20 protein-coding genes are annotated in these 22,778 nt (G+C 60.2%); 9 read left to right on the top strand and 11 right to left on the bottom strand.

Annotation, left to right across the window (positions count from 1 at the left end):
• The first annotated feature begins 258 nt into the window (after positions 1–258).
• Entirely contained in the window at positions 259–2,454 is a 2,196-nt protein-coding gene (locus ACUXV1_RS15005; protein WP_446015747.1) for an ATP-binding protein, read from the top strand.
• A gap of 5 nt (positions 2,455–2,459) precedes the next feature.
• Here ACUXV1_RS15005 and ACUXV1_RS15000 read toward each other — a convergent pair whose 3' ends face one another.
• The 5 genes from ACUXV1_RS15000 to ACUXV1_RS14980 form a co-directional block, all read right to left on the bottom strand.
• Positions 2,460–3,458: a GlxA family transcriptional regulator gene (locus ACUXV1_RS15000; RefSeq protein ID WP_081556256.1), complete on the bottom strand. Its 999-nt coding sequence runs from the start codon at positions 3,456–3,458 to the stop codon at positions 2,460–2,462.
• Positions 3,459–3,548: 90 nt separating this feature from the next.
• Positions 3,549–4,337, bottom strand: coding sequence for an ABC transporter ATP-binding protein (locus tag ACUXV1_RS14995; RefSeq protein ID WP_446015746.1), 789 nt, complete (start codon positions 4,335–4,337; stop codon positions 3,549–3,551).
• Between the two features lie 27 nt (positions 4,338–4,364).
• On the bottom strand, positions 4,365–5,096 hold the full coding sequence (locus ACUXV1_RS14990) for an ABC transporter permease (protein WP_043594264.1): 732 nt from the start codon (positions 5,094–5,096) through the stop codon (positions 4,365–4,367).
• Complete coding sequence (locus tag ACUXV1_RS14985; protein ID WP_019101150.1) at positions 5,093–5,782, bottom strand: ABC transporter permease; 690 nt, start codon at positions 5,780–5,782, stop codon at positions 5,093–5,095. Before ACUXV1_RS14985 ends, ACUXV1_RS14990 begins: the two co-directional genes overlap by 4 nt.
• A gap of 165 nt (positions 5,783–5,947) precedes the next feature.
• On the bottom strand, positions 5,948–6,712 hold the full coding sequence (locus tag ACUXV1_RS14980; protein ID WP_019101151.1) for an ABC transporter substrate-binding protein: 765 nt from the start codon (positions 6,710–6,712) through the stop codon (positions 5,948–5,950).
• Positions 6,713–7,227: 515 nt separating this feature from the next.
• On the opposite strand from ACUXV1_RS14980, the gene ACUXV1_RS14975 reads away from it, so the two are divergent.
• Positions 7,228–12,039 carry an NAD-glutamate dehydrogenase gene (locus ACUXV1_RS14975; protein WP_043632920.1) on the top strand — a complete coding sequence of 1,604 codons (4,812 nt, stop codon included), beginning with the start codon at positions 7,228–7,230 and terminating at the stop codon, positions 12,037–12,039.
• 92 nt (positions 12,040–12,131) lie between these two features.
• Here ACUXV1_RS14975 and ACUXV1_RS14970 read toward each other — a convergent pair whose 3' ends face one another.
• The 3 genes from ACUXV1_RS14970 to coaBC form a co-directional block, all read right to left on the bottom strand.
• Complete coding sequence (locus tag ACUXV1_RS14970) at positions 12,132–13,145, bottom strand: GGDEF domain-containing protein (protein ID WP_446015745.1); 1,014 nt, start codon at positions 13,143–13,145, stop codon at positions 12,132–12,134.
• Between the two features lie 148 nt (positions 13,146–13,293).
• Positions 13,294–13,749: a dUTP diphosphatase gene (gene dut / locus ACUXV1_RS14965; RefSeq protein ID WP_019101154.1), complete on the bottom strand. Its 456-nt coding sequence runs from the start codon at positions 13,747–13,749 to the stop codon at positions 13,294–13,296.
• A gap of 48 nt (positions 13,750–13,797) precedes the next feature.
• Positions 13,798–14,982 carry a bifunctional phosphopantothenoylcysteine decarboxylase/phosphopantothenate--cysteine ligase CoaBC gene (gene coaBC / locus ACUXV1_RS14960; protein WP_446015744.1) on the bottom strand — a complete coding sequence of 395 codons (1,185 nt, stop codon included), beginning with the start codon at positions 14,980–14,982 and terminating at the stop codon, positions 13,798–13,800.
• Between the two features lie 157 nt (positions 14,983–15,139).
• Between coaBC and radC the strand changes: the two genes are divergently transcribed.
• The 6 genes from radC to ACUXV1_RS14930 all read left to right on the top strand — a co-directional run bounded on the left by radC (position 15,140) and on the right by ACUXV1_RS14930 (position 19,386).
• Positions 15,140–15,814, top strand: a complete 675-nt coding sequence (radC, locus tag ACUXV1_RS14955) for a RadC family protein (RefSeq protein WP_081556261.1) — start codon at positions 15,140–15,142, stop codon at positions 15,812–15,814.
• Between the two features lie 100 nt (positions 15,815–15,914).
• Entirely contained in the window at positions 15,915–16,166 is a 252-nt protein-coding gene (locus ACUXV1_RS14950; protein ID WP_043632961.1) for a hypothetical protein, read from the top strand.
• 155 nt (positions 16,167–16,321) lie between these two features.
• Complete coding sequence (locus ACUXV1_RS14945) at positions 16,322–16,699, top strand: oxidoreductase (protein WP_081556262.1); 378 nt, start codon at positions 16,322–16,324, stop codon at positions 16,697–16,699.
• A 229-nt stretch (positions 16,700–16,928) separates the two neighbouring features.
• The gene (locus ACUXV1_RS14940) at positions 16,929–17,387 is read left to right on the top strand and encodes a DUF2844 domain-containing protein (protein WP_081556263.1); all 459 of its coding nucleotides are present in this window, start codon (positions 16,929–16,931) and stop codon (positions 17,385–17,387) included.
• A 16-nt stretch (positions 17,388–17,403) separates the two neighbouring features.
• The gene (locus tag ACUXV1_RS14935; protein ID WP_446015742.1) at positions 17,404–18,633 is read left to right on the top strand and encodes a DUF3443 domain-containing protein; all 1,230 of its coding nucleotides are present in this window, start codon (positions 17,404–17,406) and stop codon (positions 18,631–18,633) included.
• A 189-nt stretch (positions 18,634–18,822) separates the two neighbouring features.
• A complete protein-coding gene (locus ACUXV1_RS14930) occupies positions 18,823–19,386 on the top strand; it encodes a flavin reductase family protein (protein WP_446015740.1) in 564 nt (187 codons plus the stop codon).
• 59 nt (positions 19,387–19,445) lie between these two features.
• Here ACUXV1_RS14930 and tyrS read toward each other — a convergent pair whose 3' ends face one another.
• A complete protein-coding gene (gene tyrS, locus ACUXV1_RS14925; protein ID WP_019101162.1) occupies positions 19,446–20,720 on the bottom strand; it encodes a tyrosine--tRNA ligase in 1,275 nt (424 codons plus the stop codon).
• A gap of 287 nt (positions 20,721–21,007) precedes the next feature.
• Here tyrS and ACUXV1_RS14920 point away from each other — a divergent pair, with 287 nt between their 5' ends.
• Positions 21,008–21,667, top strand: a complete 660-nt coding sequence (locus ACUXV1_RS14920; protein WP_194427847.1) for a cytochrome b/b6 domain-containing protein — start codon at positions 21,008–21,010, stop codon at positions 21,665–21,667.
• Positions 21,668–21,751: 84 nt separating this feature from the next.
• Here ACUXV1_RS14920 and ACUXV1_RS14915 read toward each other — a convergent pair whose 3' ends face one another.
• Positions 21,752–22,189 carry a c-type cytochrome gene (locus ACUXV1_RS14915; protein ID WP_446015739.1) on the bottom strand — a complete coding sequence of 146 codons (438 nt, stop codon included), beginning with the start codon at positions 22,187–22,189 and terminating at the stop codon, positions 21,752–21,754.
• Positions 22,190–22,276: 87 nt separating this feature from the next.
• Entirely contained in the window at positions 22,277–22,705 is a 429-nt protein-coding gene (locus ACUXV1_RS14910; protein WP_043632984.1) for a c-type cytochrome, read from the bottom strand.
• Positions 22,706–22,778 lie beyond the last annotated feature (73 nt).

Here is a 22,778-nt window from a genome sequence, read left to right as displayed (position 1 = left end):
GACGAGCTGGGCTTTTGCATTGGTGCCAGCCATTTGGCTGGTGCGATTGATTTTCTCTTCTTCTTCCTGTCCCTGTTCTTCATCCCTTTGGCTTTCTCTTTGATTATTAAGCCATTGTTCTTTTTCGCTCTGTATTTTCACTTATTTTTACTGAGAATTCGTCTAATTACTCAGCAAAACCTATTGGTAATGAATAGAATTCCAGCATCAAGATAGGGAATCGAGGCGGGAATTTTGAGAAATTTCAGGCGGGACGGCGTGCATTTATTTGTATTGGCCTGGGCCCTCTGCGCGTTGTTGGTGACGGTGCTGTGGGGGATGGGCGAACTGCAGCGTTTGAGGGATGAATTTGAGTCAGTGGCGCAGCGAGCGCACGCGATGGTGGCGCGCAAGTTGGATCAGAATGAGTCGGTATTGTCTTCTGTCGATGCGCTGATGGCGGCTAGCCGACCATTTGAGGTATCCGAGCTGTCTACTTTTGCGCGCGAATTGTTGCCTCACTATCCGCAGCTGCATTCCTTTATTTTTTTTCAAAGCGTGCCTTTGGCTGAACGCTTGCTCTTTTTGCGTCAGATGAGCGGCAAATTCGGTGAAACTTTTTACATTCGTGATTTTGATGTGGCGGGAAGCCGTGTGTGGCGACCAGCAGTTGTGCGTCCGCAGTCATTGGTGATTTCTATGCTGGAGCCTGATCGGCCGGAGGCCGGACCAATGTTTGGCTACGATATTTGGGGCGATGCCTATTTCCGACCGGCATTGAGCAGGGCCTTGGAGACCGGGCAACGGGTGGCCAGCGGGGCTTTCGAGTTGCATGAGGGGGGAGGGCGGGCTTATTTCCTGTTTCAGCCCTTATTTGAGGATAAAGATAAGGCGCCGGGCAAGGTGGTGGGCGTGGTGGGCTTGGTTGTATTTTGCGATCGCCTGTTGCAGGCACAGGCCTTGGAGGGCTTGTTGCCCGGATTGGATTTGACCTTGTATCAGGAGGGGGGCGCTGCGTCTAGGGCGCCGCTATTTCAACGTCTGCATACTTCATCCGAGCGGGACTGGTGGCCGGTGTTGCGTCGCCTGGAGGCTAGACTCCCGCTTTCAAGCGTGGCGCAGCCTTTTGTGCTGAGTGTGGCCAGGGATGTCAGGGTAACGGATTTGGCGCTGTTGCCGTGGTTGTGGCAGCAGTCGTTGTTGTTGGCTTTTTTTGTGTTCGCTGGTTTGGTTCACTTGCAACGCATGGCTTTACGACATGAGCGTCAGCAATCGGACGAGGCGATTTTCCTGCAAAGCGAACGGGCATCCGTTACGTTGAGCGCGATTCATGATGGGGTGATCATTCTGCGGCAGGACCATGCTATCGAACTGGCTAATCCGATGGCTTTGGAATTGATGGGAATGACGGTGGACGAGGTGGTTGGCCGGGTTTGTCACGAGGTGTTCCATTTGCAGGCCGAATTGGCCGCGGAGTTGGCGGAGGACCCCATCCGGGAGTGTTTCCGGACCGCCCAGCCGGTGGTGTTGGCGGAGCGGATGCAACTGACGTCGGCTAGAGGGCTGATTCGTTCGGTTGAAGGAGGAGTGTCGCCACTGTTTTCTCGGGGGGGCGGTTTGATCGGCGTTGTGTGCGCTTTACGCGATCTGGGGCCCTTGCGGCAGCGAACGGTGGCGGCGTTGGAGGCCAGCGAGAGCAAGGTCAAGGAGCATCTGGAGAAACTATCCCATGTGGCCCGGCTGCATACGATGGGTGAAATGGCGTCCGGCATCGCGCATGAGCTGAACCAGCCGCTGACGGCGATTGCCAACTATTGTCAGGCCAGCATCCAGTTGTTGGAGGGGGTGGAGGAGGCGCCTGCCCAGGTGAATGCTGCGTTGCGGCTGGCAGTGGCGCAAGCGGAAAGGGCGGGGGAGATCATCAAGCGCTTGCGCGCCCTGGTTAGCAAGAGGGCCATTGAGACGCGGCTGATCGACTTGAATCAGGTGGTTGGCAATTGCATGTTCCTGGCCGAGTACGACCTGAAGGAGCGCGGGATTGAGGTAGTGCAGTTGTTGTCGGGTTATCCGGTTGCCGTGTTGGCCGATAGCATACAGTTGGAGCAGGTGGTGCTGAACCTGCTATCGAACGCGATGGACGCATTGCGCGACGAGCCGATGATGAAGCGCCATGTGATCGTGCATACCCGGCGTGAAGGCAAGAAGGCGATTCTTGAGGTGCGCGATACCGGGCGCGGCATCACGCCGAACTCGTTGGAAGTGTTGTTTCACCCGTTCTTTTCGACCAAGCCGAACGGTATGGGGCTTGGTTTGTCGATCTGCCAGACGATTGTGGAGCAGTATGGCGGCTTGATCTCGGCGGAGAACATTCCTGCCAGCGGCGCTTGCTTTCGGATCGAGCTGCCGCTGTCGCGACAGGGCGAGCCGGAGCGTTCTTCTGTGCCGTCGCCGGATGGCTGCGGGGCGGGCGTCTGAGGGGCCTAGTTTTTGGCGGCAGGGACCGCGGTTTGGGTGCGGTGCGAGCGTTCCTCGCGAGGGGTGATGCCGAAATGATTGCGGTAGGTGCTGGAGAAGTGGGGGCCGCTGGAGAAGCCGCAGGCAAGGCCGATCTGTACGATGGATTTGCTGGTTTGCTGCAGCAATTGGCGCGCTCGACTCAATCGCAGTTCCAGATAGTATTTGGACGGCACCGTGCTCAGGTATTGCTTGAACAGGCGCTCCAGCTGGCGGCGGGAGACGCCAACATAGTAAGCGATGTCGTCTGTGCTGAGCGGCTCTTCTATATTCGCCTCCATCAGGCTGACCGCCTCGGTCAGCTTTGGCTGACTGCCGCCGATGCGAGTGGCCAGTGGAATGCGTTGGCGCTCATTGCCGGGACGGATGCGCTCCATGCTGAATAATTCTGACAGCTGAGCGACAAACTCGTGGCCGTGCTGATTGCCGACCAGGGTCAGCATGAAGTCGAAGGTGGCAGCCCCGCCCGCGCAACTGAGGCGTTTGCCGTCGATCTCAAACAGATTGGACGAGGTGATGACGTCCGGAAACTCTTCCGTGAAACGGCTGATCTCGCGCCAGTGCGTGGTGGCACGCAGGCCATTGAAGTGCCCGGTGCGGGCCAGCCAGTAGCTGCCGCAGCCTATGCCGCCCAGTTGGATTTTATCCGGGCCGCAGGCGGTAAGCCCTTTGCTCAAGGCGTCCAGGCTGAAGTCCGGATTGATGTCGTCCGCCAAGATCAGCAGGCAGTCCAGCTTGGGGGCGCCGTCCAGGGGCAGGTCCACAGCTAACCGCGTGCCGTTGGAGAGCGGCACAGCTTGTCCATCCAGGGAGAGCAGCAGGGTTTCGTAGAGCTTTTTCTCCGCCAGCCAATTGGCGTGCAGCAGAACCTCGGAGGCGATGGCGTAGTCAGCCATCGAGGCATGGGGCAAGAGCAGAAAGCCGTAGCGCAGTGGCTTGGCGGGGTGGGACGGATGCTGACCCATTGGTTTTCGCGGCGAAGGATGGAGATTACAAAAACACACCATGCCGGGCATGAGGCCGGCATGGTGTGCGACATCTTCCTATTGTACGATTTATTTCAGGCTGCCGGAGAGGAATTGTACCAATCGTTCGCTTTGCGGGCGGACCAACACTTCCTTGGGGTGACCTTGCTCTTCTATCTTGCCTTGGTGCAGGAAAATGACGTGGTTGGATACTTCGCGGGCAAAGCCCATTTCGTGGGTGACAACCACCATGGTGCGGCCTTCGCCGGCCAGGTCCTTCATGACACGCAGCACTTCGCCAACCAGTTCCGGGTCCAGCGCCGAGGTGGGTTCGTCGAACAGCATGACTTCCGGTTCCATCGCCAGCGCGCGGGCGATGGCGACGCGCTGCTGCTGCCCGCCGGACATATGGGCCGGGTACTTGTCTTCGACGCCGCGCAGGCCCACCTTCTCCAGATATTTGCGCGCGCGGGTGCAGGCTTCGTCACGGCTGAGCCCCAATACGTGAATAGGCGCTTCGACGATGTTTTCCAGCACGGTCATGTGCGCCCATAGGTTGAAGTGCTGGAACACCATGGCCAACTTGGTGCGGATGCGGGCCAATTGCTGGGCATCGGCGGCCTTGAGCGCGCCGGTTTTCCGGTCTGAGACCAGCTTGAGCTCTTCGCCGGCGGCGAGGATGCGGCCGCTGTTCGGTTGCTCCAGCATATTGATGCAACGCAGAAAGGTGCTCTTGCCTGAGCCGGAGGAGCCGATGATGCTGATGACGTCGCCGGCGTGAGCGGTCAGCGATACGCCTTTCAGCACCTCGTGAGAGCCGTAGCTCTTATGCAGGTCGCTGACTTGCAGCTTCAGATTCTTATCGGTGGGTGTGTGCATGATGATGTTCCTGTATCGCTATCCGCATTAGTGCTTGCGTGGCGCCAGATAGGCCAGCCAGCGTTTTTCCGCCTGCTTCATCAACCAGACCAGCAGGAAGGTGAGCGCAAGGTAAATGGCGCCTGCGGTGAGGAAGGGCTCGAAGGCCATGTAGCTGTCCGCGTAGATGCGGCGGGCTACGCCGGTGATGTCCGCCAACGTGACCAAGCCGGCGATCGCGGTGCTTTGCAGCATCATGATGACTTCGTTGCTGTAGGCGGGCAGCGCGCGGCGCAGCGCCGATGGCAGCACGATGCGGCGCATCATCAGCCATTTGCTCATGCCCATCGCTTGGGCGGCTTCGATCTCGCCCCAGTGGGTGTTTCGGATCTGGCCGGCGATGATTTCCGTGGTGTAGGCCGCGGTGTTCAGAGTGAAGGCGAGGATGGCGCAGAAATAGGCCTCCTGCAGGTAGTTCCAAGCCCAACTGTCGCGGACCCAGCCGAATTGGGCCAGGCCGTAGTAGATGATGAATAGCTGCACCAAGAGCGGCGTGCCGCGGAAAACGTAGCCATAGACGCGGACAGCGCCGGATGCCAGCCGGTTTTTGGAGACTTGCATCAGCGCCATCGGCACGGCCATCGCCATGCCCAAGGCTAGGGAGATGAACAGCAGTTCCAGCGTCATCAGCAGGCCGTCGCGGGTACTCATGACGGCGTGGCCGTCGCCGCCGCCGAAAAAGGCGGGCAGTTTATCCAGAATCAGTTGGAAATCGATCACAGTCCGCTCTCCTTGACGCCCAGCGAATAGCGTTTTTCCAGTTTGCCCAGCAATAGGTTGGAAACGCCGGTGATCGCCAGGAACAGAAGGCCCACGATCAGATAGACGGTGAAGGGTTCCTGAGTGGTGGATTTGGCCGCATCGGCGCGGTACATCACGTCGTTGAGACCAATGACCGAAACCAGAGCGGTGGATTTGACCAGCACCAGCCAGTTATTGGAGAAACTGGGCAGGGCGAAGCGGACCATTTGCGGCACGGTAATGCGGAAGAAGACGCGCAGCGGCGTCATGCCGTAGGCCATGCCGGCCTCCATTTGACCTTTGGGCACCGCCATCATTGCGCCGCGGAAGGTTTCTGTCATATAGGCGCCGAAGATGAAGCCCAGAGTCAGCACGCCGGCGACGAAGGGATCAATGTTGGGGCTTTCCCAGCCCATGCGGCCGCAAAAATCATTGATCATCATCTGGACGCCGAAGAACAGCAGAAACATCCAGACAAGGTCGGGTACGCCCCGGACCACGGTGGAATAGAGCTCCGCCAGCCAGACCAGTAGTTTGGAATGGGCGGACTTGAACAACGCGCCAATCAGGCCCAGCACGATGGATACGAGCAGTGCTGAGCCGGCCAGCTGCAATGTGAGCACCGCTCCTTGCAATATGCTGGGAAGGTAACCTTGCAAAAACATGGTGTTACTGCCTCATTCATCAGCCTTGCGCGCAAGGCTGGTCCTTGCTCGGCCTACCGAAGTGGGGCCGAACAAAAAAGTCCCGGCTTGAGCGTGGAGCGGGCGGCAGCAAGCCGCCCAGCGCCTTGGGGCGCTCGGCCGGGACGGGTGCGATAGCTGAGGGGATTAGCCGCCGTAGACGTCGAAGCTGAAGTACTTGTCTTGGACTTTCTTGTAGCTGCCGTCCTTGCGTACCTGGTCTATCGCTTTGTTCAGGCGATCGGCCAGCGCTTTGTTGCCTTTCTTGACGGCGATGCCCGCGCCCAGACCGAAGTATTTGACGTCGGCGTAGTTCGGGCCGACAAAGGCGTAGCCCTTGCCGTTGGCGGTTTTCAGAAACTCCTGGTCGCCTACGGCGCCGTCGACGAATACAGCGTCAACGCGGCCGGACTTCAGGTCCAGGAAAGATTCGGGCGACTTGGCGTACGGTACGATGGTGGCGCCGGATTTACCCCAGTAGTCCTTGGCGAACTTCTCTTGGGTGGACGCGCGCAACACGCCGATCTTCTTGCCCTTGAAGCTGTTTTGATCGACGGCGGTGCCGGACTTGGCCACGATGCGGCTGGCGATGTTGTAGTACTTGCGGCTGAAGTCGACGGCTTTCTTGCGTTCCTCGGTGATCTGCATCGAGGACAGAATGGCGTCGAATTTGTTGGCGTTGAGGGCGGGGATCAGGCCGTCCCAGTCTTGCGGAACGATTTGACAGCTGACTTTCATGGCGGCGCAAAGGGCATTGGCCATATCGATGTCGAAACCTTGCGGCTTGCCATCGGCGCCTTGTTTGGAGAACGGCGGGTAGTTGAGGTCAACCCCAAAACGCAGTGTCTCTGCTTGGACGGAAAAACCGGACAGCAGAGCTGCCGCTGCGGAGGCGATCAGGACTTTTTTCATGGCGTGGATTTCTACTTCTCTATCGGGTGTTCGCGTCGTTTGGTCGGACGCAAACCCAAGCTTGTAAACCCGGCGCTTGGAACGAGGCTGCTCACGGTGTCTCGCCCAAGCCGGAACCATTGTAGTTATTTCTACTTTTGCCAGTAGTTGGCCGCAGCTTGCAACGGTTATCCGCCGTGCGCAAGATGGGGCCATTGTCTGGCAATCGGTGTGAGCAAGTGTTCGTATTTTAACCGATATTCTTGCTTGATGGGAAATTGTATAAAAATCAATGAGTTATATTTCTTTTTTGGACTTGTGTACAATGTGAGCCTGGGAGAGAAATTTGTAAGCCGCCGTCGCATTGCTATAAGGCTAAAAGTGGCGTCCGCCACGATTTATTCTTGCGGCATCAGGCGGGGGCGAGCAGGCTTTTCCATGAAAATGTACGTCCACGTCGCATTAAGGAAATCCCGGCATGATGGGGGTATCTACAATGCCTCGACACACTCCGTGCACACAACAAGAGAAGCAACATGTCGCTTACCAATAAGACCGAACTCGCGAGCCTGATCGCCGATATTCAGGCCGTAGCAGAGACCAAGCTTTCTGAAAAGGAGAAACACCAGCTCGAGCCTTTCTTCCCGATCTACTTCGAAGAAGCCGAGCACGCCGACCTTAGACAGTTCTCATCGCTGGACTTGTTCGGCGCCGCGTCGGCGCATTACGCGTTTGGCGCCAAGCGTTTGAGCGGTCAGAACAAGGCGCGCATTTACAACCCCGATTTCGAGCGCGACGGTTGGCAAAGCACCCATACCGTGATTGAAGTGGTCAACGACGATATGCCGTTCCTGATCGACTCCATCACCATGCTGCTGTCGCGCCATAGCCTGAACCTGCACTTGCTGGTGCACCCGGTTCTGTCGGTGGGGAGAGACAAGAACGGTGTGATCCAAGAGGTTAAACGCACCGAGGACCGCAGCCTGCCGCTGGAATCCTTCATCCACGTGCAGATTGATCGCGTGACCGACACGGCCATCCTCAAGCAGCTGGAGTCCGAGCTGAATCGCGTGCTTTCGGATATCCGCCTGGTGGTAAGCGACGAACCGACGATGCGCGAAGTGTTGGCCGATATCAGCAAAGACCTGTCCCTGGTCAAAGGCAAGCGCGCGGCGGAAGCCAAGGAAGCGGTGGACTTCCTGGCCTGGATGTCCAAGCGCAACTTCCTGTTCATGGGTTATTGCGATTACGATCTGGTGCGCCGCAACGGTAAAGACAGCCTGAAAATCGTGAAAACGTCCGGCCTGGGCATTTTGAAAGACCAGGGCGACAAAGAATATTCCGCCAGCTTTGAACAGCTGCCTCAGGAGCTGCGCGAGCTGGCTCACCTGCCGCAGTTGATCATTCTGAACAAGTCTCAGACCCGCTCCATCATCCACCGCCCGGCTTATATCGACTTTGTCGGCATCAAGCGTTTCAACGACAAGGGCGAAGTGATCGGCGAACGCCGTTTCCTGGGTCTGTACACTGCCAGCGCCTATCAGGACTCGCCCAAGGACGTGCCCATCCTGCGCCAGAAAGTGGCGACAGTGATCCGCAATTGCGACTACGTGGACGACAGCTATAAGTCCAAGACCTTGAACTTTGTGCTGGAGGCTTATCCGCGCGACGAGCTGTTCGAAATTCCAGCCGAAGTGCTTGGGCCGATCTCCGAGGGCATCGTCAGCCTGCAGGAGCGTCCGCGCGTGCGTCTGTTTGTGCGCAAGGATCGCTACCATCGCTATGTCAGTTGCCTGGTGTACGTGCCGCGCGACAGCTTCAACACCGAAGTGCGCCTGAAGATCGAAAAAGTGTTGATGAACGCTTTCAACGGCGCCAGCGCCGAGTTCAGCGTACAGATCAGCGACGGCTCGCTGGCTCGCGTGCATTACATCATCCGTACCAACGCCGCCAAGTTGCCGGAATTCCACGAGGCCGACATCGAGGCTGAAATCGCCCGTTTGGTGCGCGGCTGGGTGGAGGAACTGCATCAACTGCTGGTGGAGACCCACGGCGAGGAGCTGGGCAACGCCTTGTTCAACCGCTACAAGGGCGCGTTCCCGGTGGCTTATCGCGAAGAGTTCGCGGTGCGCAACGCGGTGCTGGACATCCAGCATATCGAATCGGTCAACGCCGATTCCCCGTTGGCGATGAAGCTGTACCGGCCGTTCCATCGCGGCGCTTCGGCGTTCAATCTGAAGCTGTTCCGTGAAGGCGAGGCGCTGGGCCTGTCGGCCAGTCTGCCGATTTTGGAGAATATGGGCGTTAAGGTCCGCGACGAGCATCCGTACTGCGTGCAGCGCGCCGACGGCCGTCAGGTGTGGATCAGCGATTTCGGCCTGGATGTGGGGTCTGCGGAAGAGCAGATTGCAAGCGAAGAAGTGCAGCTGGACTTCCAGGAGCTGTTGACCCAGGTATTCGCCAAGCGTTGCGAGAACGACGGCTTCAACCGTTTGGCGCTGGTGGCCGGGTTGGACTGGCGTGAAATTTCGCTGGTGCGGGCCTTGGCCAAGTACCTGCGTCAGGGTGGTTTGACCTTCAGCCAGGCTTACATTGAGCAGTGCGTGGCTAATTATCCGGCTATCACCCGTCTGCTGGTCGAGTTGTTCGCCGTGCGTCTGGATCCGACGCATGCCGACGACGCGCGCGCCGACGCCTTGCTGGCCAAGCTGCGCGAGCAACTGGACGGCGTGGCCAACCTGGATGAAGACCGCATCCTGAACGGTTTCCTGTCCGTGATCCTGGCCACCCGCCGGACCAACTTCTGGCAGAAGGGCGCTGACGGCGAGTTCAAGTCCTACATCTCGTTCAAGCTTGAGTCCAATCTGATTCCCTTCCTGCCGCAACCGCGCCCGATGTTCGAAATCTGGGTGTACAGCCCACGAGTGGAGGGCGTGCATTTGCGTGGCTCCAAAGTGGCGCGCGGCGGTTTGCGCTGGTCTGATCGCATGGAAGACTTCCGTACCGAGGTGCTGGGCCTGGTGAAGGCGCAGATGGTGAAGAACTCGGTGATCGTGCCAATGGGCTCCAAGGGCGGCTTCGTCGGCAAACAGTTGCCGGCGCCTAGCGACCGCGAAGCCTTCCTGGCCGAAGGCGTCGCCTGCTACAAGATCTTCATTTCCGCGCTGCTGGACGTCACCGACAATCTGGTGAATGGCCAGATCGTGCCTCCGGCCGATGTGCGCCGTCTGGATCCGGACGATCCGTACCTGGTCGTGGCGGCCGACAAGGGCACCGCCACATTCTCCGACATCGCCAACGGCATTTCCGCCGATTATGGCTTCTGGCTGGGCGACGCCTTCGCTTCCGGCGGTTCCGCTGGCTACGACCACAAGGGCATGGGCATTACCGCCCGCGGCGCCTGGGAATCGGTCAAGCGCCATTTCCGCCACCTGGGCATCAACACCCAGGAGCAGGACTTCAGCGTGATCGGCATCGGCGACATGGCCGGCGACGTGTTTGGCAACGGCATGCTGTTGTCCGAGCACATCTGCCTGAAAGCGGCGTTCAACCACCTGCATATCTTCCTGGACCCGACGCCCGATGCGGCCAAGAGCTACGCCGAGCGCGCGCGCTTGTTCAAATTGCCGCGTTCCAGCTGGACCGATTACAACCGTGAGCTGATCTCCAAGGGCGGCGGCATCTTCGAGCGCTCTGCCAAGTCTATCCCCTTGTCGCCTGAAGTGAAGGCCTGGCTGGAAACGGACAAGGACAGCATGGCGCCGAACGAGCTGATCCACGAGATCCTCAAGGCCAAGATCGACCTGCTGTACAACGGCGGCATCGGCACTTACGTCAAGGCGTCCAGTCAAAGCCACGCCGACGCGCGCGATCGCGCCAATGATCCGGTGCGCGTGGACGGGCGCGATTTGCAAGCCCGGGTGGTGGCCGAAGGCGGCAACCTGACGTGCACTCAGCTGGGACGCGTCGAGTTCGCGCTGAACGGCGGGCGCATTGCCACCGATGCCATCGATAACTCCGCCGGCGTGGATTGCTCCGACCACGAGGTCAACATCAAGATTTTGCTGGGCGGCGTAATGCAGGCCGGGGATATGACCTTGAAGCAGCGCAATCAGCTGCTGGCGGAAATGACCGACGAGGTGGCGCAGCTGGTGTTGCGCAACAATATCCAGCAGACCCAGATTCTGGCGATCAAGCGCCAGGAGGCTGCCGCGATGCTGACCACCCATGCGCGCATGATCGCGCACATGGAAAAAACCGGCGAGCTGAACCGCGAGATCGAGTACCTGCCGTCTGAAACCCAGATCAATGAGCGACGTTTGGCCCGTCAGGGTTTGACGGTGCCGGAAATCGCGGTGCTGTTGTCCTACAGCAAGATTTCACTGGATCAGGCGATCTTGGCCACCGATGTGCCGGACGACGCGGACTTCCTGTCCATTCTGACCCATTACTTCCCCAAACCGCTGCAGCAGCGTTTTGGCGCGCAGATGCAGCAGCATCAGCTGAAGCGCGAGATCATCGCCAACCAGTTGGCCAACCAGATCATCAACCGCATGGGCACCACTTTTGTGTTCCGCATGCAGGAAGAGTCTCCGTTCTCCGCCGGCGACATCGCCCGCGCCTGGTGGATTGCCAGCCGCGTGTTCGACGCCGAGCGCCTGTGGAGCGAGATCGAAGCTTTGGACAACAAGGTGCCGGCGGATCGTCAGGTGGAGATGATGGTGCTGGTGCGCACGCTGGTGGAGCGCGTGACGCGCTGGGTGTTGCGTAATAAGCGTCCGTTCGCCTCGGTGAACGCGGTGATCGAGCAGTACGCCGCCAAGGTGCAGGCCCTGTTGGCGCAGCTGCCCCAGTTGATCGCTTCCGGCGGCTACCCGGCGGTGGCGGCGCTGGAAGAGCGTCTAAGCCAGCCGGGCATGCCGCAGCCGCTGGCGCAGGTATTGGCGCGGCTGGAGTTTGCCGTGCCGCTGATGGATATCATCGAAATCAGCGAAGGCAGCAAACTGCCGCTGGAGCTTTTGGCCAAGAACTACTACCAGCTGGGCCACGCGATGCAGTTGGATTGGCTGCGCGATGCGATCACCAGCCTGCCGCGCGACAACCGCTGGCAGTCGCTGGCGCGCTCCGCGCTGCGCGACGATCTGTACCGCGTGCATCGCAATCTGGTGGGGCAGGCGCTGCAGGACGCCGCCGGCGTGGAGACCTTTGCGCAACAGTGGATGGAGAAGCGCCACCAGCAGGTGGAGGTTTGCGCGCAGATGTTCGCGGAACTGCAGTCGTTCAGCGTGCTGGATTTGGCCATGTTGTCGGCCGGCATGCGCGAGCTGAGCAACCATCTGCTGTCGTAAGCGGCCTGCGGATCGCGTCAATTGAAAACCGGCTCCTTGGAGCCGGTTTTTTTACGCCTGGAAGATAGGGATTGGAAGCGGGGCGGCTTGGTTTAGAACAAGTCGATTTCGCCGAAACGCTGCGCGCTGTCGAGCTGGCCGCCTGCCACCAGTTCTTCGTAACTGCACACCAGATTGCGGCCATGGGTTTTGGCGTAATACAAGGCCCGGTCCGCCTGCTCCACCAGTTGCCCCGGCAACAGCTGCGGCAGGATGCGGGTGAAGCCGAGGCTGACGGTCAGGCGCCCCACTTGGGGGAAGGCGTATTGTTCGACGCGCTGACGGAAGCGTTCCAGCGCCACCGCCGCTTCGGCCGGAGGCAATCCTTGGAAGATGATGGCGAACTCCTCGCCGCCGTAGCGGAACAGGCTGTCGTCTTCGCGAAACGACTGCTGCATCAGCTGCGCTAGCAAGAGCAGCACCTCGTCGCCCACCATGTGGCCGAACTGGTCGTTGACCCTTTTGAAATGATCCACGTCCAGCAGCGCCAGGGTGCAGGAGTGATTTTCGCCTGGAGATTGCAACTGAGCCGCCATCAGGTTGAACAGGCGCAAATCGAATTTGCGGCGATTGTTCAGCGCGGTGAGCATGTCCCGGTCCGCCTCGAACAGCAGGCGCAGGAAGTTCTCGTGAATCCTGGCCATGGCCTTCAGCATGGCCTTGTTGACTTTCTGTTCGGAGGTCACGTGAATGACCAGCAGGGAGACGATGCTGCCCATGCAGCGCAAGGGCAGGCATAGACCGTGGGGAATGCGGAAAATGCCGTCGTCCCTGTCCAGCGCGTTGAGCAGGTCGTAGAGGAAGATCGGCGGCGGCAGCCAGCTGTCGCTGGAGGTTTCCGTAATCTGAGTCTTGCCGTCGGCGGAGGCGGCGCTCAGTCTCCGGCGGGTGTAGGGTACGCCGTTGACCCAACGACAGGCGAACAACTCCACCTTGTCCACGCGCATCACCTCGACCAGCGTGGAGGCCAGGCTGCTTTCCAGCAGGTCCTGCTCGCGTTGGGAGGTGAGTTCGACAAGATTGTCGAGAATCCGCTTGCTGTCGTCCTCGTGAGGGCTTTGCTTCATGCCGGCGCATCCTTCTTTGCGAGGGTTGGGGACGGCGTGGCCTACCCGGCAGCGCCAGGAGCCGACGGGAGCCGCGTGTGCGGCCGCCGCGGCCGCGCGGGATCGCTCCCGTTCTGTGTGAGTATAGGCAATCGCGAGGCGGCCGGCCTCAGTTGCGTCCGGTGCTGCCGAAGCCGCCGTCGCCGCGCTCCGAGCTTTCGAAGTCGTCGACGATATTGAAACCCACCTGAACGATGGGCACGATGATCATCTGCGCAATGCGTTCCAGAGGCGTCAGCCGGAACGGTTCATGGCCGCGGTTCCACACCGACACGAACAATTGTCCTTGGTAGTCGGAATCGATCAGCCCCACCAGGTTGCCCAACACGATGCCGTGTTTGTGGCCAAGACCGGAGCGCGGGAGCAGCATGGCGGCCAGGTTGGGGTTGGCGATATGGATGGCCATGCCGGTGGGGATCAACTGGGTTTCGCCCGGAGCGATGGTGATGTCCTGCTCGATGGCTGCGCGCAGGTCGAGCCCGGCTGAACCCGGCGTCGCGTAGTTGGGCAGGTTTTGTTTCAGACGCGGGTCCAAAATCTTGACGTCGATGACGGGTTTTTTCATGAGAGTCCTTTCGTGTCGGCTGCGCGAGGCAGCCGCGGTGTCGATTGCTTATCGGTTGTGCGACAACAGCTTGGCCAGGTGTTCGACAATGGCCCTGGCCACGTCCGGCTTGGGCATGCTGGGCAGGGAGTGAGGGCCGTCCCGGTCCAGCAGCACCACCTGATTGTCGTCGGCGCCCATGGCTTGCTGCGCCAAGTTGGCCACCAGCAGCGGCAGTTTCTTGCGCTGGCGCTTGGCTTCGGCGAACTCCAGCAGGTTCTGGCTTTCCGCCGCGAAGCCAACGCAGAACGGGGCGGCGGGCAGGGAAGCGACGGTGGCGAGAATGTCCGGGTTTTCCTCCAGCTCCAGGGTGGGCGGCGTGGCGCCTTTCTTGATCTTGTGGACCGACGGGTTCTTGACCCGGTAATCGGCCACCGCCGCCACGGAAATGAAAATATCGCTTTGACCCACTTCGGCCATCACCGCATCGTGCATTTGCCGGGCGCTGGCCGCATCGACGCGACGCATGCCCAGCGGGGCCTCCATGCCGGTGGGACCGGAGATCAGGGTGACTTCGGCGCCGGCGTCGCGGCAGGCGCGCGCCAGCGCGTAGCCCATCTTGCCAGAGCTGATGTTGGTGATGCCGCGCACCGTGTCTATGGCCTCGTAGCTGGGGCCGGCGGTGAGCAGAACTTTCTTCCCGGCCAGCACCTTGGCGCAGAAAAACCCTTCCAGCAATTCCGCGATCTCTTCCGGCTCCAGCATGCGGCCTTCGCCGGTTTCGCCGCAGGCCTGGGCGCCGTTGGCTGGTCCGAAGACAGCGACGCCGTCGGCGCGCAACTGCGCCATATTGCGCTGATTGGGCGGATTGTCCCACATTTGCCGGTTCATCGCCGGCGCCACGATCAGCGGACAAGCGCGGGCGGCGGCCAGCGTGGACAGCAGGTCGTCGCAGGCGCCATGGGCCAGCTTGAACAAGGTGTTGGCGGTGGCCGGCGCAATCAGGAAAATATCGGCGCGGCGCGATAGATCGATATGGGCCATTGCGTTGCTGGGCCGTTCGTCCCAGAGGTCGGTGTACACCGCGTGGCCGGACAAGGCCTGGAATGTGGCCGGGGTCACGAAGCGCGTGGCCGACGCCGTCATCACCACTTCCACGCTGTGGCCGGCTTTGACGAGAAGGCGGGTCAACTCCGCCGCCTTGTAGGCGGCGACGCCGCCGGTAATGCCTAGCAGAATTTTCTTGCTTGTCATGGGCTTGTCGCAACAGGCGGTAAATGTCCAATTTTAGCGGATTTCCACGGACTGGGCGCGCTGGCCGGCATGTGGCTTCGATGATATGGTAGGCCATGCTTCATTGCGTTTGGTCTGACCCCGAAAACAGTGCTATAGCCAGAGGAGGAGCGTGCAGATGTCTATCGCCCATTGGCCGGAGGCCGAGCGTCCCCGTGAAAAGCTGTTGGCCCAGGGGGCGGCCGCGCTGTCGGACTCGGAATTGCTCGCCATTTTTCTGCGTACCGGCATGCGGGGCCTGAGCGCGGTGGAGATGGCCAGACAGTTGATGCTGGACTTTGGCTCGCTGTCCGGCTTGCTCAACGCCAGTTTTGACGAGTTTCGGGCTCACCGGGGTTTGGGCGCCGCCAAGTACGCGCAGTTGATGGCTTGCAAGGAGTTGGCGCAGCGGGCTTTGGCCGAGGACATGAGCCTGACGGACGCCTTGCGCAATCCGCGACAGGTGCGCGACTTCCTGAGGCTGGCGATTGCGGGCAAGGACGTGGAGGTGTTCGTCGCCGTATTCCTGACTGTGCAGAATCGTGTGATAGCGGTAGAAGAGTTGTTTCGAGGCACCCTGACCGAAACCAGGGTCTATCCGCGCGAACTGGTGCGGCGGGCCCTGGCCAATAACGCGGCGGGGGTGATCATTGCCCATAACCATCCATCCGGCGTATGCGAACCATCCGCCGCCGATCATTCTCTAACCAATACATTAAAAGCTGCGCTGCAGTTGGTCGATATAAGGTTGCTGGATCACTTCGTCGTGACCGGCGCGCGGGCGGAATCCTTTGCCGAACGCGGCTGGCTGTAGGCGTTGAGACGTTGCGGGCAGCGCTCGCGGCGTCTGGAACCGGTGCCGCGTTTGCTGTCTTGTTGGACCTTGTCTCTCACCGCATCATTAGGAGGTCGCCATGAACATCCTGCGTCTGCTGAATGAGTCCGACTATATTCAGGTTAACAATCAGTTCGTGAAACCGGATTTCCATACGGCTTCCGAAGAGTTTTCCGATGACGACGATGTGGTGCTGGAAGCCAATCTGGATGGCCAGGAGTTGGTGTTGACCGTGGCGGATCTAGAGGAGGCGACGCCGCTGGCCGATGGCGGCTTTTGGCTGGAAGGCATTGGTTATTTGCGTTTCCTTTCACAGCAGAATCTGCATTGAGTTCATCCGAAGCGTCATGCTAACAGGCCCGGCGATGTCCGGGCCTGTTGCATTGTGGCGCCCCCCGCTGCTCCGCTTGATTTGGCTCAAATAGCGACCGGGGCGAAAGCTGTTACAGTGCGGTGTTTATTTGATAGTCATATTTGGGTGGCCGCATGGAACAGATCAAAGTTGGCATGATAGGCGCGGGTGAAACCGGAACGCCGCTGTTGCGGCAGTTGTTGGACGCGCCGTTTGTCGTAATGGTGGGCGTGGCGGACTTGAACCTGGATTCGCCGGGCATTCTGCTGGCCCAGCAACGCGGCATTTCCGTCACGGATAATTTCATCGAGTTGGCAGAGCAGGGCAGCAGCATCGACATCATCATCGACGTGACCGGCTCGCGCAAAGTGCGTGAGGACTTGCGCCGTTACATGCAGTTTTCTGGCAATACCCACACGGTGATCGTTCACGAACGCGTCGCCTTGCTGATGCTGTCCTTGGGCGCGGGCAAGCTGGTGACGACCCGGCATGACGATTCGCTGGCGTATTGATTGAGAAATCCAGGATTTGACTGGCGGGCAGCTGGTTGAATTTTGAGGACGCTGGGGGGCTTTCGCCCCCCTTTTTTTATTCTCGGCGACTCCTCTCCGCAGCTCGATCGGGCTGCTCTTTCATGCTCAGGTGCTATATTTTGATGGCGGCGTTGACGCCGCGCATATTCTGAAGTCCCGGACAAAGCATCCGGGGGCGGCTGTAGTTTCCATTTGATGGGGGGTATTCATGCAGACGTCTTTCATGGCTGGGCCCGCCTTGTTGCTTGGCCTTAGCCTGTTCTCCGGCCCCGCCTTGGCCACTTTGGGGCAACCCTTGCCGGCGGGGCGCGCGGCTGCCGCTCCGCAAGCGCTAGCCTTGAAGGCTGGGTCGTCGGCGCTCTATTCCGTGGCGCAGAGCCGGGACGAGGCCGGCCGCCTCATCCGCGAGTTCGTTCGGCAGGCGGACGGCGTGGTGTTCGCGGTGACGTGGCAGGGCGCGTCGCTGCCGGACATGAGGCAGCTGCTTGGCGACTACTTTTCCAGTTATGTTTCCTCTCAACAGTCCAATCGGGCGGGGCTTAATCGCTTGGAGGGGCGAAAGGCGGGGCTGACGGTGATCTCCGGCGGGCGCGCTCGCGCTTTCTTTGGTCTGGCTTATGTCCCCGCGCTGGTGCCGGCGGGACTCGACATCGATCAACTCAAGTAATTGGGGCGGGGGCGAGATGAAACAGGCTATCTTGTGGCTGGGGATGATGTGTGCGCTGCTGTTGACGGCGTGCGGAGGTGGGGGCGGCGGCGGGGTTGGCGGCATCGCGCCGCCGGACAATGGCGGGTCAACGGCCAATTCGGTGACGATGACGATAGACAGCGGCCCGGTGCCCAATGTCTATCAGATCAATATCCCTTATGTCTCGGTGACGGTATGCGCCCCTGGTGGCGGTCAATGCCAGACGATTAGCCGGGTGTTGGTGGATACCGGCTCCAGCGGTTTGCGTTTGTTGGCCAGCGCAATGAGCGGATCGACATTGGGCAGCCTGCCCGGGGTAACGACGAATAGCCGGCAATTGGCGGAGTGCATGCAATTCGCTAGCGGTTTCACCTGGGGCAGCGTCCGCTACGCCGACGTTAAAATGGGGGGCAAGACGGCCCCTTCCTTGCCTGTCCAGATCATCGGCGATCCGGCCTATGGTTCCATCCCCGGCGCCTGCAGCGGGGTGGGGAACAATTTGGGCAGCCTGTCGGCGTTGGGAGCCAACGGTATTCTCGGTGTCGGTCTGAGGCAGCAGGATTGCGGTAGCAACTGCGCTAGCAGTAGCAATAACGGCTATTACTACGCCTGCCCCACTGCCTTGACTTGTCAGCCGGCCCAGGCGGCCGCCGCTTTACAGGTATCCCATCCCGTGGTTGGTTTCGCCAGCGACAATAACGGAGTGATGCTGCAATTGCCGGCGGTGGCGATCAGCGGCGCCCCCAGCGCCACCGGGACGCTGTATTTCGGCGTGGGAACGCAGAGCAACAACGCTTTGGGGTCGGCCAAGGCCTTCCCCACCACGTTGGACGGCAATGGCGTGGACGCGATCACGACCAGCTATAAATCGCTCAGCTACAGCAGCTTTCTGGATAGCGGCTCCAATGGGCTGTTTTCCCCCGATGCCACGATCGCCACCTGCGTGGTGGGGAGTGGTACCTGGTTCTGCCCCGGCGGCATCTTGAACCTCAACGCCAGCTTGAGCGGCGGCGGCAACAGCAGCGCGGTGGCCTTCAATCTGGGCAATGCAGGAACGCTGTTGTCGCAAGGTTATTCCGCGCTGCCGGCGGTAGGCATGCCGGCCAGCGGTTTTCTTGGCAGCTACTTTGACTGGGGCTTGCCCTTCTTTTACGGCCGCAACGTGTATATCGGCCTGGAAGGAAAGAGCAATCCGCTAGGCAGCGGGCCGATGTTCCTGTTTTAGTAAGGATTTGCGGGATTCTTGCAACGCAATATAAAGCGTCCTATATCTGGATAGTCATCTCGATGACTTCTCCTTTGTTGAAATTAGCAATCTGTACGCCCGGCGAGCGCCGGGCTTTTTTTATCCGCGTCGGATGGCTAACGGCACCTTCGGCTAGAATAGCCGCTTCATGTTTTCTCGAGTATGCCCATGTCTCGTTTGCTCGCAGTCGATCTGGCGAAATCCTATCGTTTATTGAACCATGGTCCCACGGTCTTGGTGTCCTGCGCGGCCGGGGAGCGCAGCAATGTGATGGCGGCGGCCTGGGTCATGCCGCTGGATTTTGATCCGCCCAAGGTGGCGGTCGTCATCGACAAGGCAACCTACTCTCGGGAGCTGATCGAGGCTTCGGGCGAGTTTGTGCTCAACGTGCCTTGCCGCGCTCAGGCCGCGGAGGTGCTGCGCGCCGGCGGCGCCGACGGCAGGCGGGTGGACAAGTTTGCGCACAGCGGCCTGAGCCGGCTTCCTTCGCTGCGGGTGGGCGCGCCGCGCGTGGATGGCTGCATCGCCTATCTGGAGTGCAGAGTAATCAGCGAACCGGAAAATCAGTCCCGCTATGATCTGTTCATCGGAGAAGTGGTGGCGGCGGAGGCGGACGCGGAGGTGTTCGCCGATGGCCATTGGCGCTTCGACGACGACGCCAAGCGCAGCTTGCACTATATTGCCGGCGGCGCTTTTTTTGCGACCGGGGAGGCTTTCGAGGTGGAAAAATAAGGTTCCGACGATAAAAAAGCGGCCGTCATGGCCGCTTTCGTTTGATGCGAGTGCTGCGCTCAGCGCCATTCCACCAGCGCGTAATTCTTCTTGCCGCGCTTAAGCAGGGTGTAGCGGCCAAACAGGCGTTCCGCGTCGCTGAAGCGCTGCTCCAGGCTGTCGGCTTTGTCGCCGTTGACGCTGACCGCGCCGCTCTGGATGAAGGTGCGCGCCTCGCTCTTGGATTTGGCCAGGCCGCCGGCGGCCAGCGCGTCGATCAGGCTGTCGGCGTCGCGTTCAAGCTGGATGCTGGGCAGGCCGTCCTGAGCCAGTTGAGCGAAATCGTCGGCGGTGAGGCTGCTCAGGTCATTGTTGAACAGACTTTGAGTGATGCGCTGCGCCGCTTCCAGCGCTGCGGCGCCGTGCACCATGGCCGTCATCTGTTCGCCCAGGATGCGCTGCGCTTCCGGCTTGCCGTCGCGCGCCTGGTCGGCGGCTTCGATCGCGGCGATTTCTTCCAGCGACAGGAAGGTGAAGTAGCGCAGGAATTTGTACACGTCGGCGTCGGCGGTGCCCAGCCAGAACTGATAGAAGGCGTACGGCGATGTCTTTTTGGCGTCCAGCCAGATGGCGCCGGATTCGGTCTTGCCGAACTTGGTGCCGTCGGATTTCGTCACCAGCGGCACAGTCAGGCCGAATACCTGCTGCTGTTGCAGGCGGCGGGTGAGGTCGATGCCGGCGGTGATATTGCCCCACTGGTCGGAGCCGCCGATCTGCAGCTTGCAGCCGAAGCGGCGGTTCAACTCGGCGAAGTCATAGCCTTGCAGCAGGCTGTACGAGAACTCGGTGAAGGAGATGCCCTGGTCTTCGCGGTTGATGCGTTGCTGCACCGATTCTTTCTTGATCATTGCGTTGACCGAGAAATGTTTGCCGATGTCGCGCAGGAAATCCAGCGTGTTCATTTGGCCGAACCAGTCGTAGTTATTGGCCATCAAGGCGGCGTTGTCGCCTTCGAAACTGAGGAAGGGCTCGACTTGGCCGCGGATCTTCTCCACCCAGCCCTGGATCACGTCCGGCGTGTTCAGTTTGCGCTCGGCGGCCTTGAAGCTGGGGTCGCCTATCATGCCGGTTGCGCCGCCCACCAGCGCTACCGGGCGATGGCCGGCCTGCTGGAAGCGACGCAGCATCAGCACCGGCACCAGATGCCCCAAGTGCAAGCTGTCGGCGGTAGGGTCGAAGCCGCAATAAAGGGTCACCTGCTCCTTGCTCAGAAGTTCTTCCAGCGCAACGGCGTCCGTGGTTTGCGCAATCAGGCCGCGGGCCTGCAGATCCTGAATCAGGGGGGCATGGTTCATTTATCGGGTCTCCAACAAGGTGATGCGCGGCAATGGCGGGATGAGGGCGCCGCCGCAAAAAGTTAGGCCGCCCGTTGGCGGGCGGCGTAGCCGGACTCGCCAAGCGAGCCCAATCAAGGATATTAACCGAAAACCAGTGGTTTTTGCCCCCTTTTTGTCGGTAGAATTCGGGTAAAACCCCATTTGGGTTAGGGTTTGTCAGTCCGGCACGGTAATATCATGTTGCAATGCACTAACTCAGGTAATGCTTGGGCGGGCGGATTTTGGATACACGGAGTGAAAGCGCGATGACGCAATTGGTAAAAGTGTGGGATGTTCCCACTCGCTTGTTTCACTGGGCGCTGGTGATTCTGTTCTGCGGCATGTGGTATAGCGGGGAGCAGGGCGGAGATTGGCTGCAATACCATATCTGGTGCGGTTCCGCCCTCGCCAGCCTGTTGCTGTTTCGTTTGATCTGGGGCGTGATAGGGAGCCAGACCGCGCGTTTCGGCAATTTCATCAAGGGGCCGCGCAGCATTGTCCGCTATGTGCGCGGCGAACTGACCGAGAACGAGCAGCCGGGCCACAACCCGTTGGGCGGCCTGATGGTGTTGGCGATGTTGTTGGCCTTGCTGGCTCAGGTGAGCACCGGCCTGTTCGCGGCCGATGTCGACAGCTATTTGTACGACGGCCCGTTGGCCAAGCTGCTGAGTGGCGATGCGGCCGAAGCCGCCACCTCGTTCCACAAGGGCTTCTTCAATGTGATCCTGGGGCTGGTCGGCCTGCACTTGCTGGCCATCATCGCTTACCGCTTGTTCAAGAAGAACAATCTGGTGAAGGCGATGATCACCGGCAACAAAGCCATCGCCGGCGATGTGCCGCGTCTGGAGTTCGCGCCGGCCATCATCGCGCTGGTGGCCTTGCTGGTGTCCAGCGGCGGCATTTATGTGCTGTTGACGCGTTTGTGAGCGCAAGACGCGGAGCGCTGTCCGCGTCGCGTAGGCAGGCAAGAAAAAGGGCGGTCAACACCGCCCTTTTTTCGTGGCCGCGATTTATTTCTCCGGGCCGCGGAAGGCGTCGTGACAGGACTTGCAGCTTTGCGCCACCGCGCCGTAGTTTTTCTTGATGGCGGAGAGGTCGCCGCCTCGGGCGGCCTGTCTCAGGTCGGCCACGGCTTTGAGGAAGGCGTCCTTGTCGGCCTGGAACTTGGCGGGCTGGCTCCAGATTTCCGGCTTGGCTCGGCTTTTGCCGCTGATGCTGTTGGCGGGGAAGTGATTGAAGGGCTCGGCCGCGATCAGATTCAAGGCGTCCGCCTGACGGATGAAGGCGTCTTTCTGGTACGGATCGCGCCCACGCACCACCGCGCCCATCGGTTCGAAGGCCAGCAATACTTTCTTGAAGGATTTGGTGCGTGTTTCGGCCGGCGTGTCGGCCAGCGCCAGCGGCGCCGCGATGGCGCCCAACAGCAATACGGTCAGCAGTTTTTTCATTCCGGGGTCTTCGAGGTGGAGTCTGACTGCGGATAGGCAAGCAAACAGCCCGCTGGCGAGCGGGCTGCGGGGACCGACGCGAAGGATTTAGTCCTTGCGGAATGCGTCGTGACAGGCCTTACAGGTCTTCTGGGTGGCGCCGAACTGTACCTTGATTGCGCCCAGATCGCCGCCGGCGGCTACTTGCTTCAGTTTGGCGGTGGCGGCTTTGTGGTTGTCGATGGCTTTTTGCCATTCGGCGGGCTTGCTCCAGATTTCCGGCTTGGCGTCGGTCTTGCCGGTCCCGCTGCCCGCCGGGAAATGCTGCCACGGTTTTTGGGACAGAGCTTCCAGCTCGCCGGCCAGCTTGGCGAACTCATCCTTGTTATAGGGCGTTTCGCCCTTCACCATCTTGCCCATGCCGCCAACCACCGGTTTGTATTGCTTGAAGACGTCTTTGCGCTGAGCAATCGGATCGGCGGCAAAGGCCTGGCCGGCGAGAGTGGTGGCAAGGGCGAGCATCAACAGCTTTTTCATGTCATTTCCTTATTATGAGCAATGGGTGGTAAGCCATAAGCCTATCATGGGCATTCTGGGGCACAAAGCTACC

It is taken from the genome of Chromobacterium sp. W521 (genome assembly GCF_052805975.1).
This window is presented reverse-complemented; position numbering and strand designations above follow the sequence as displayed.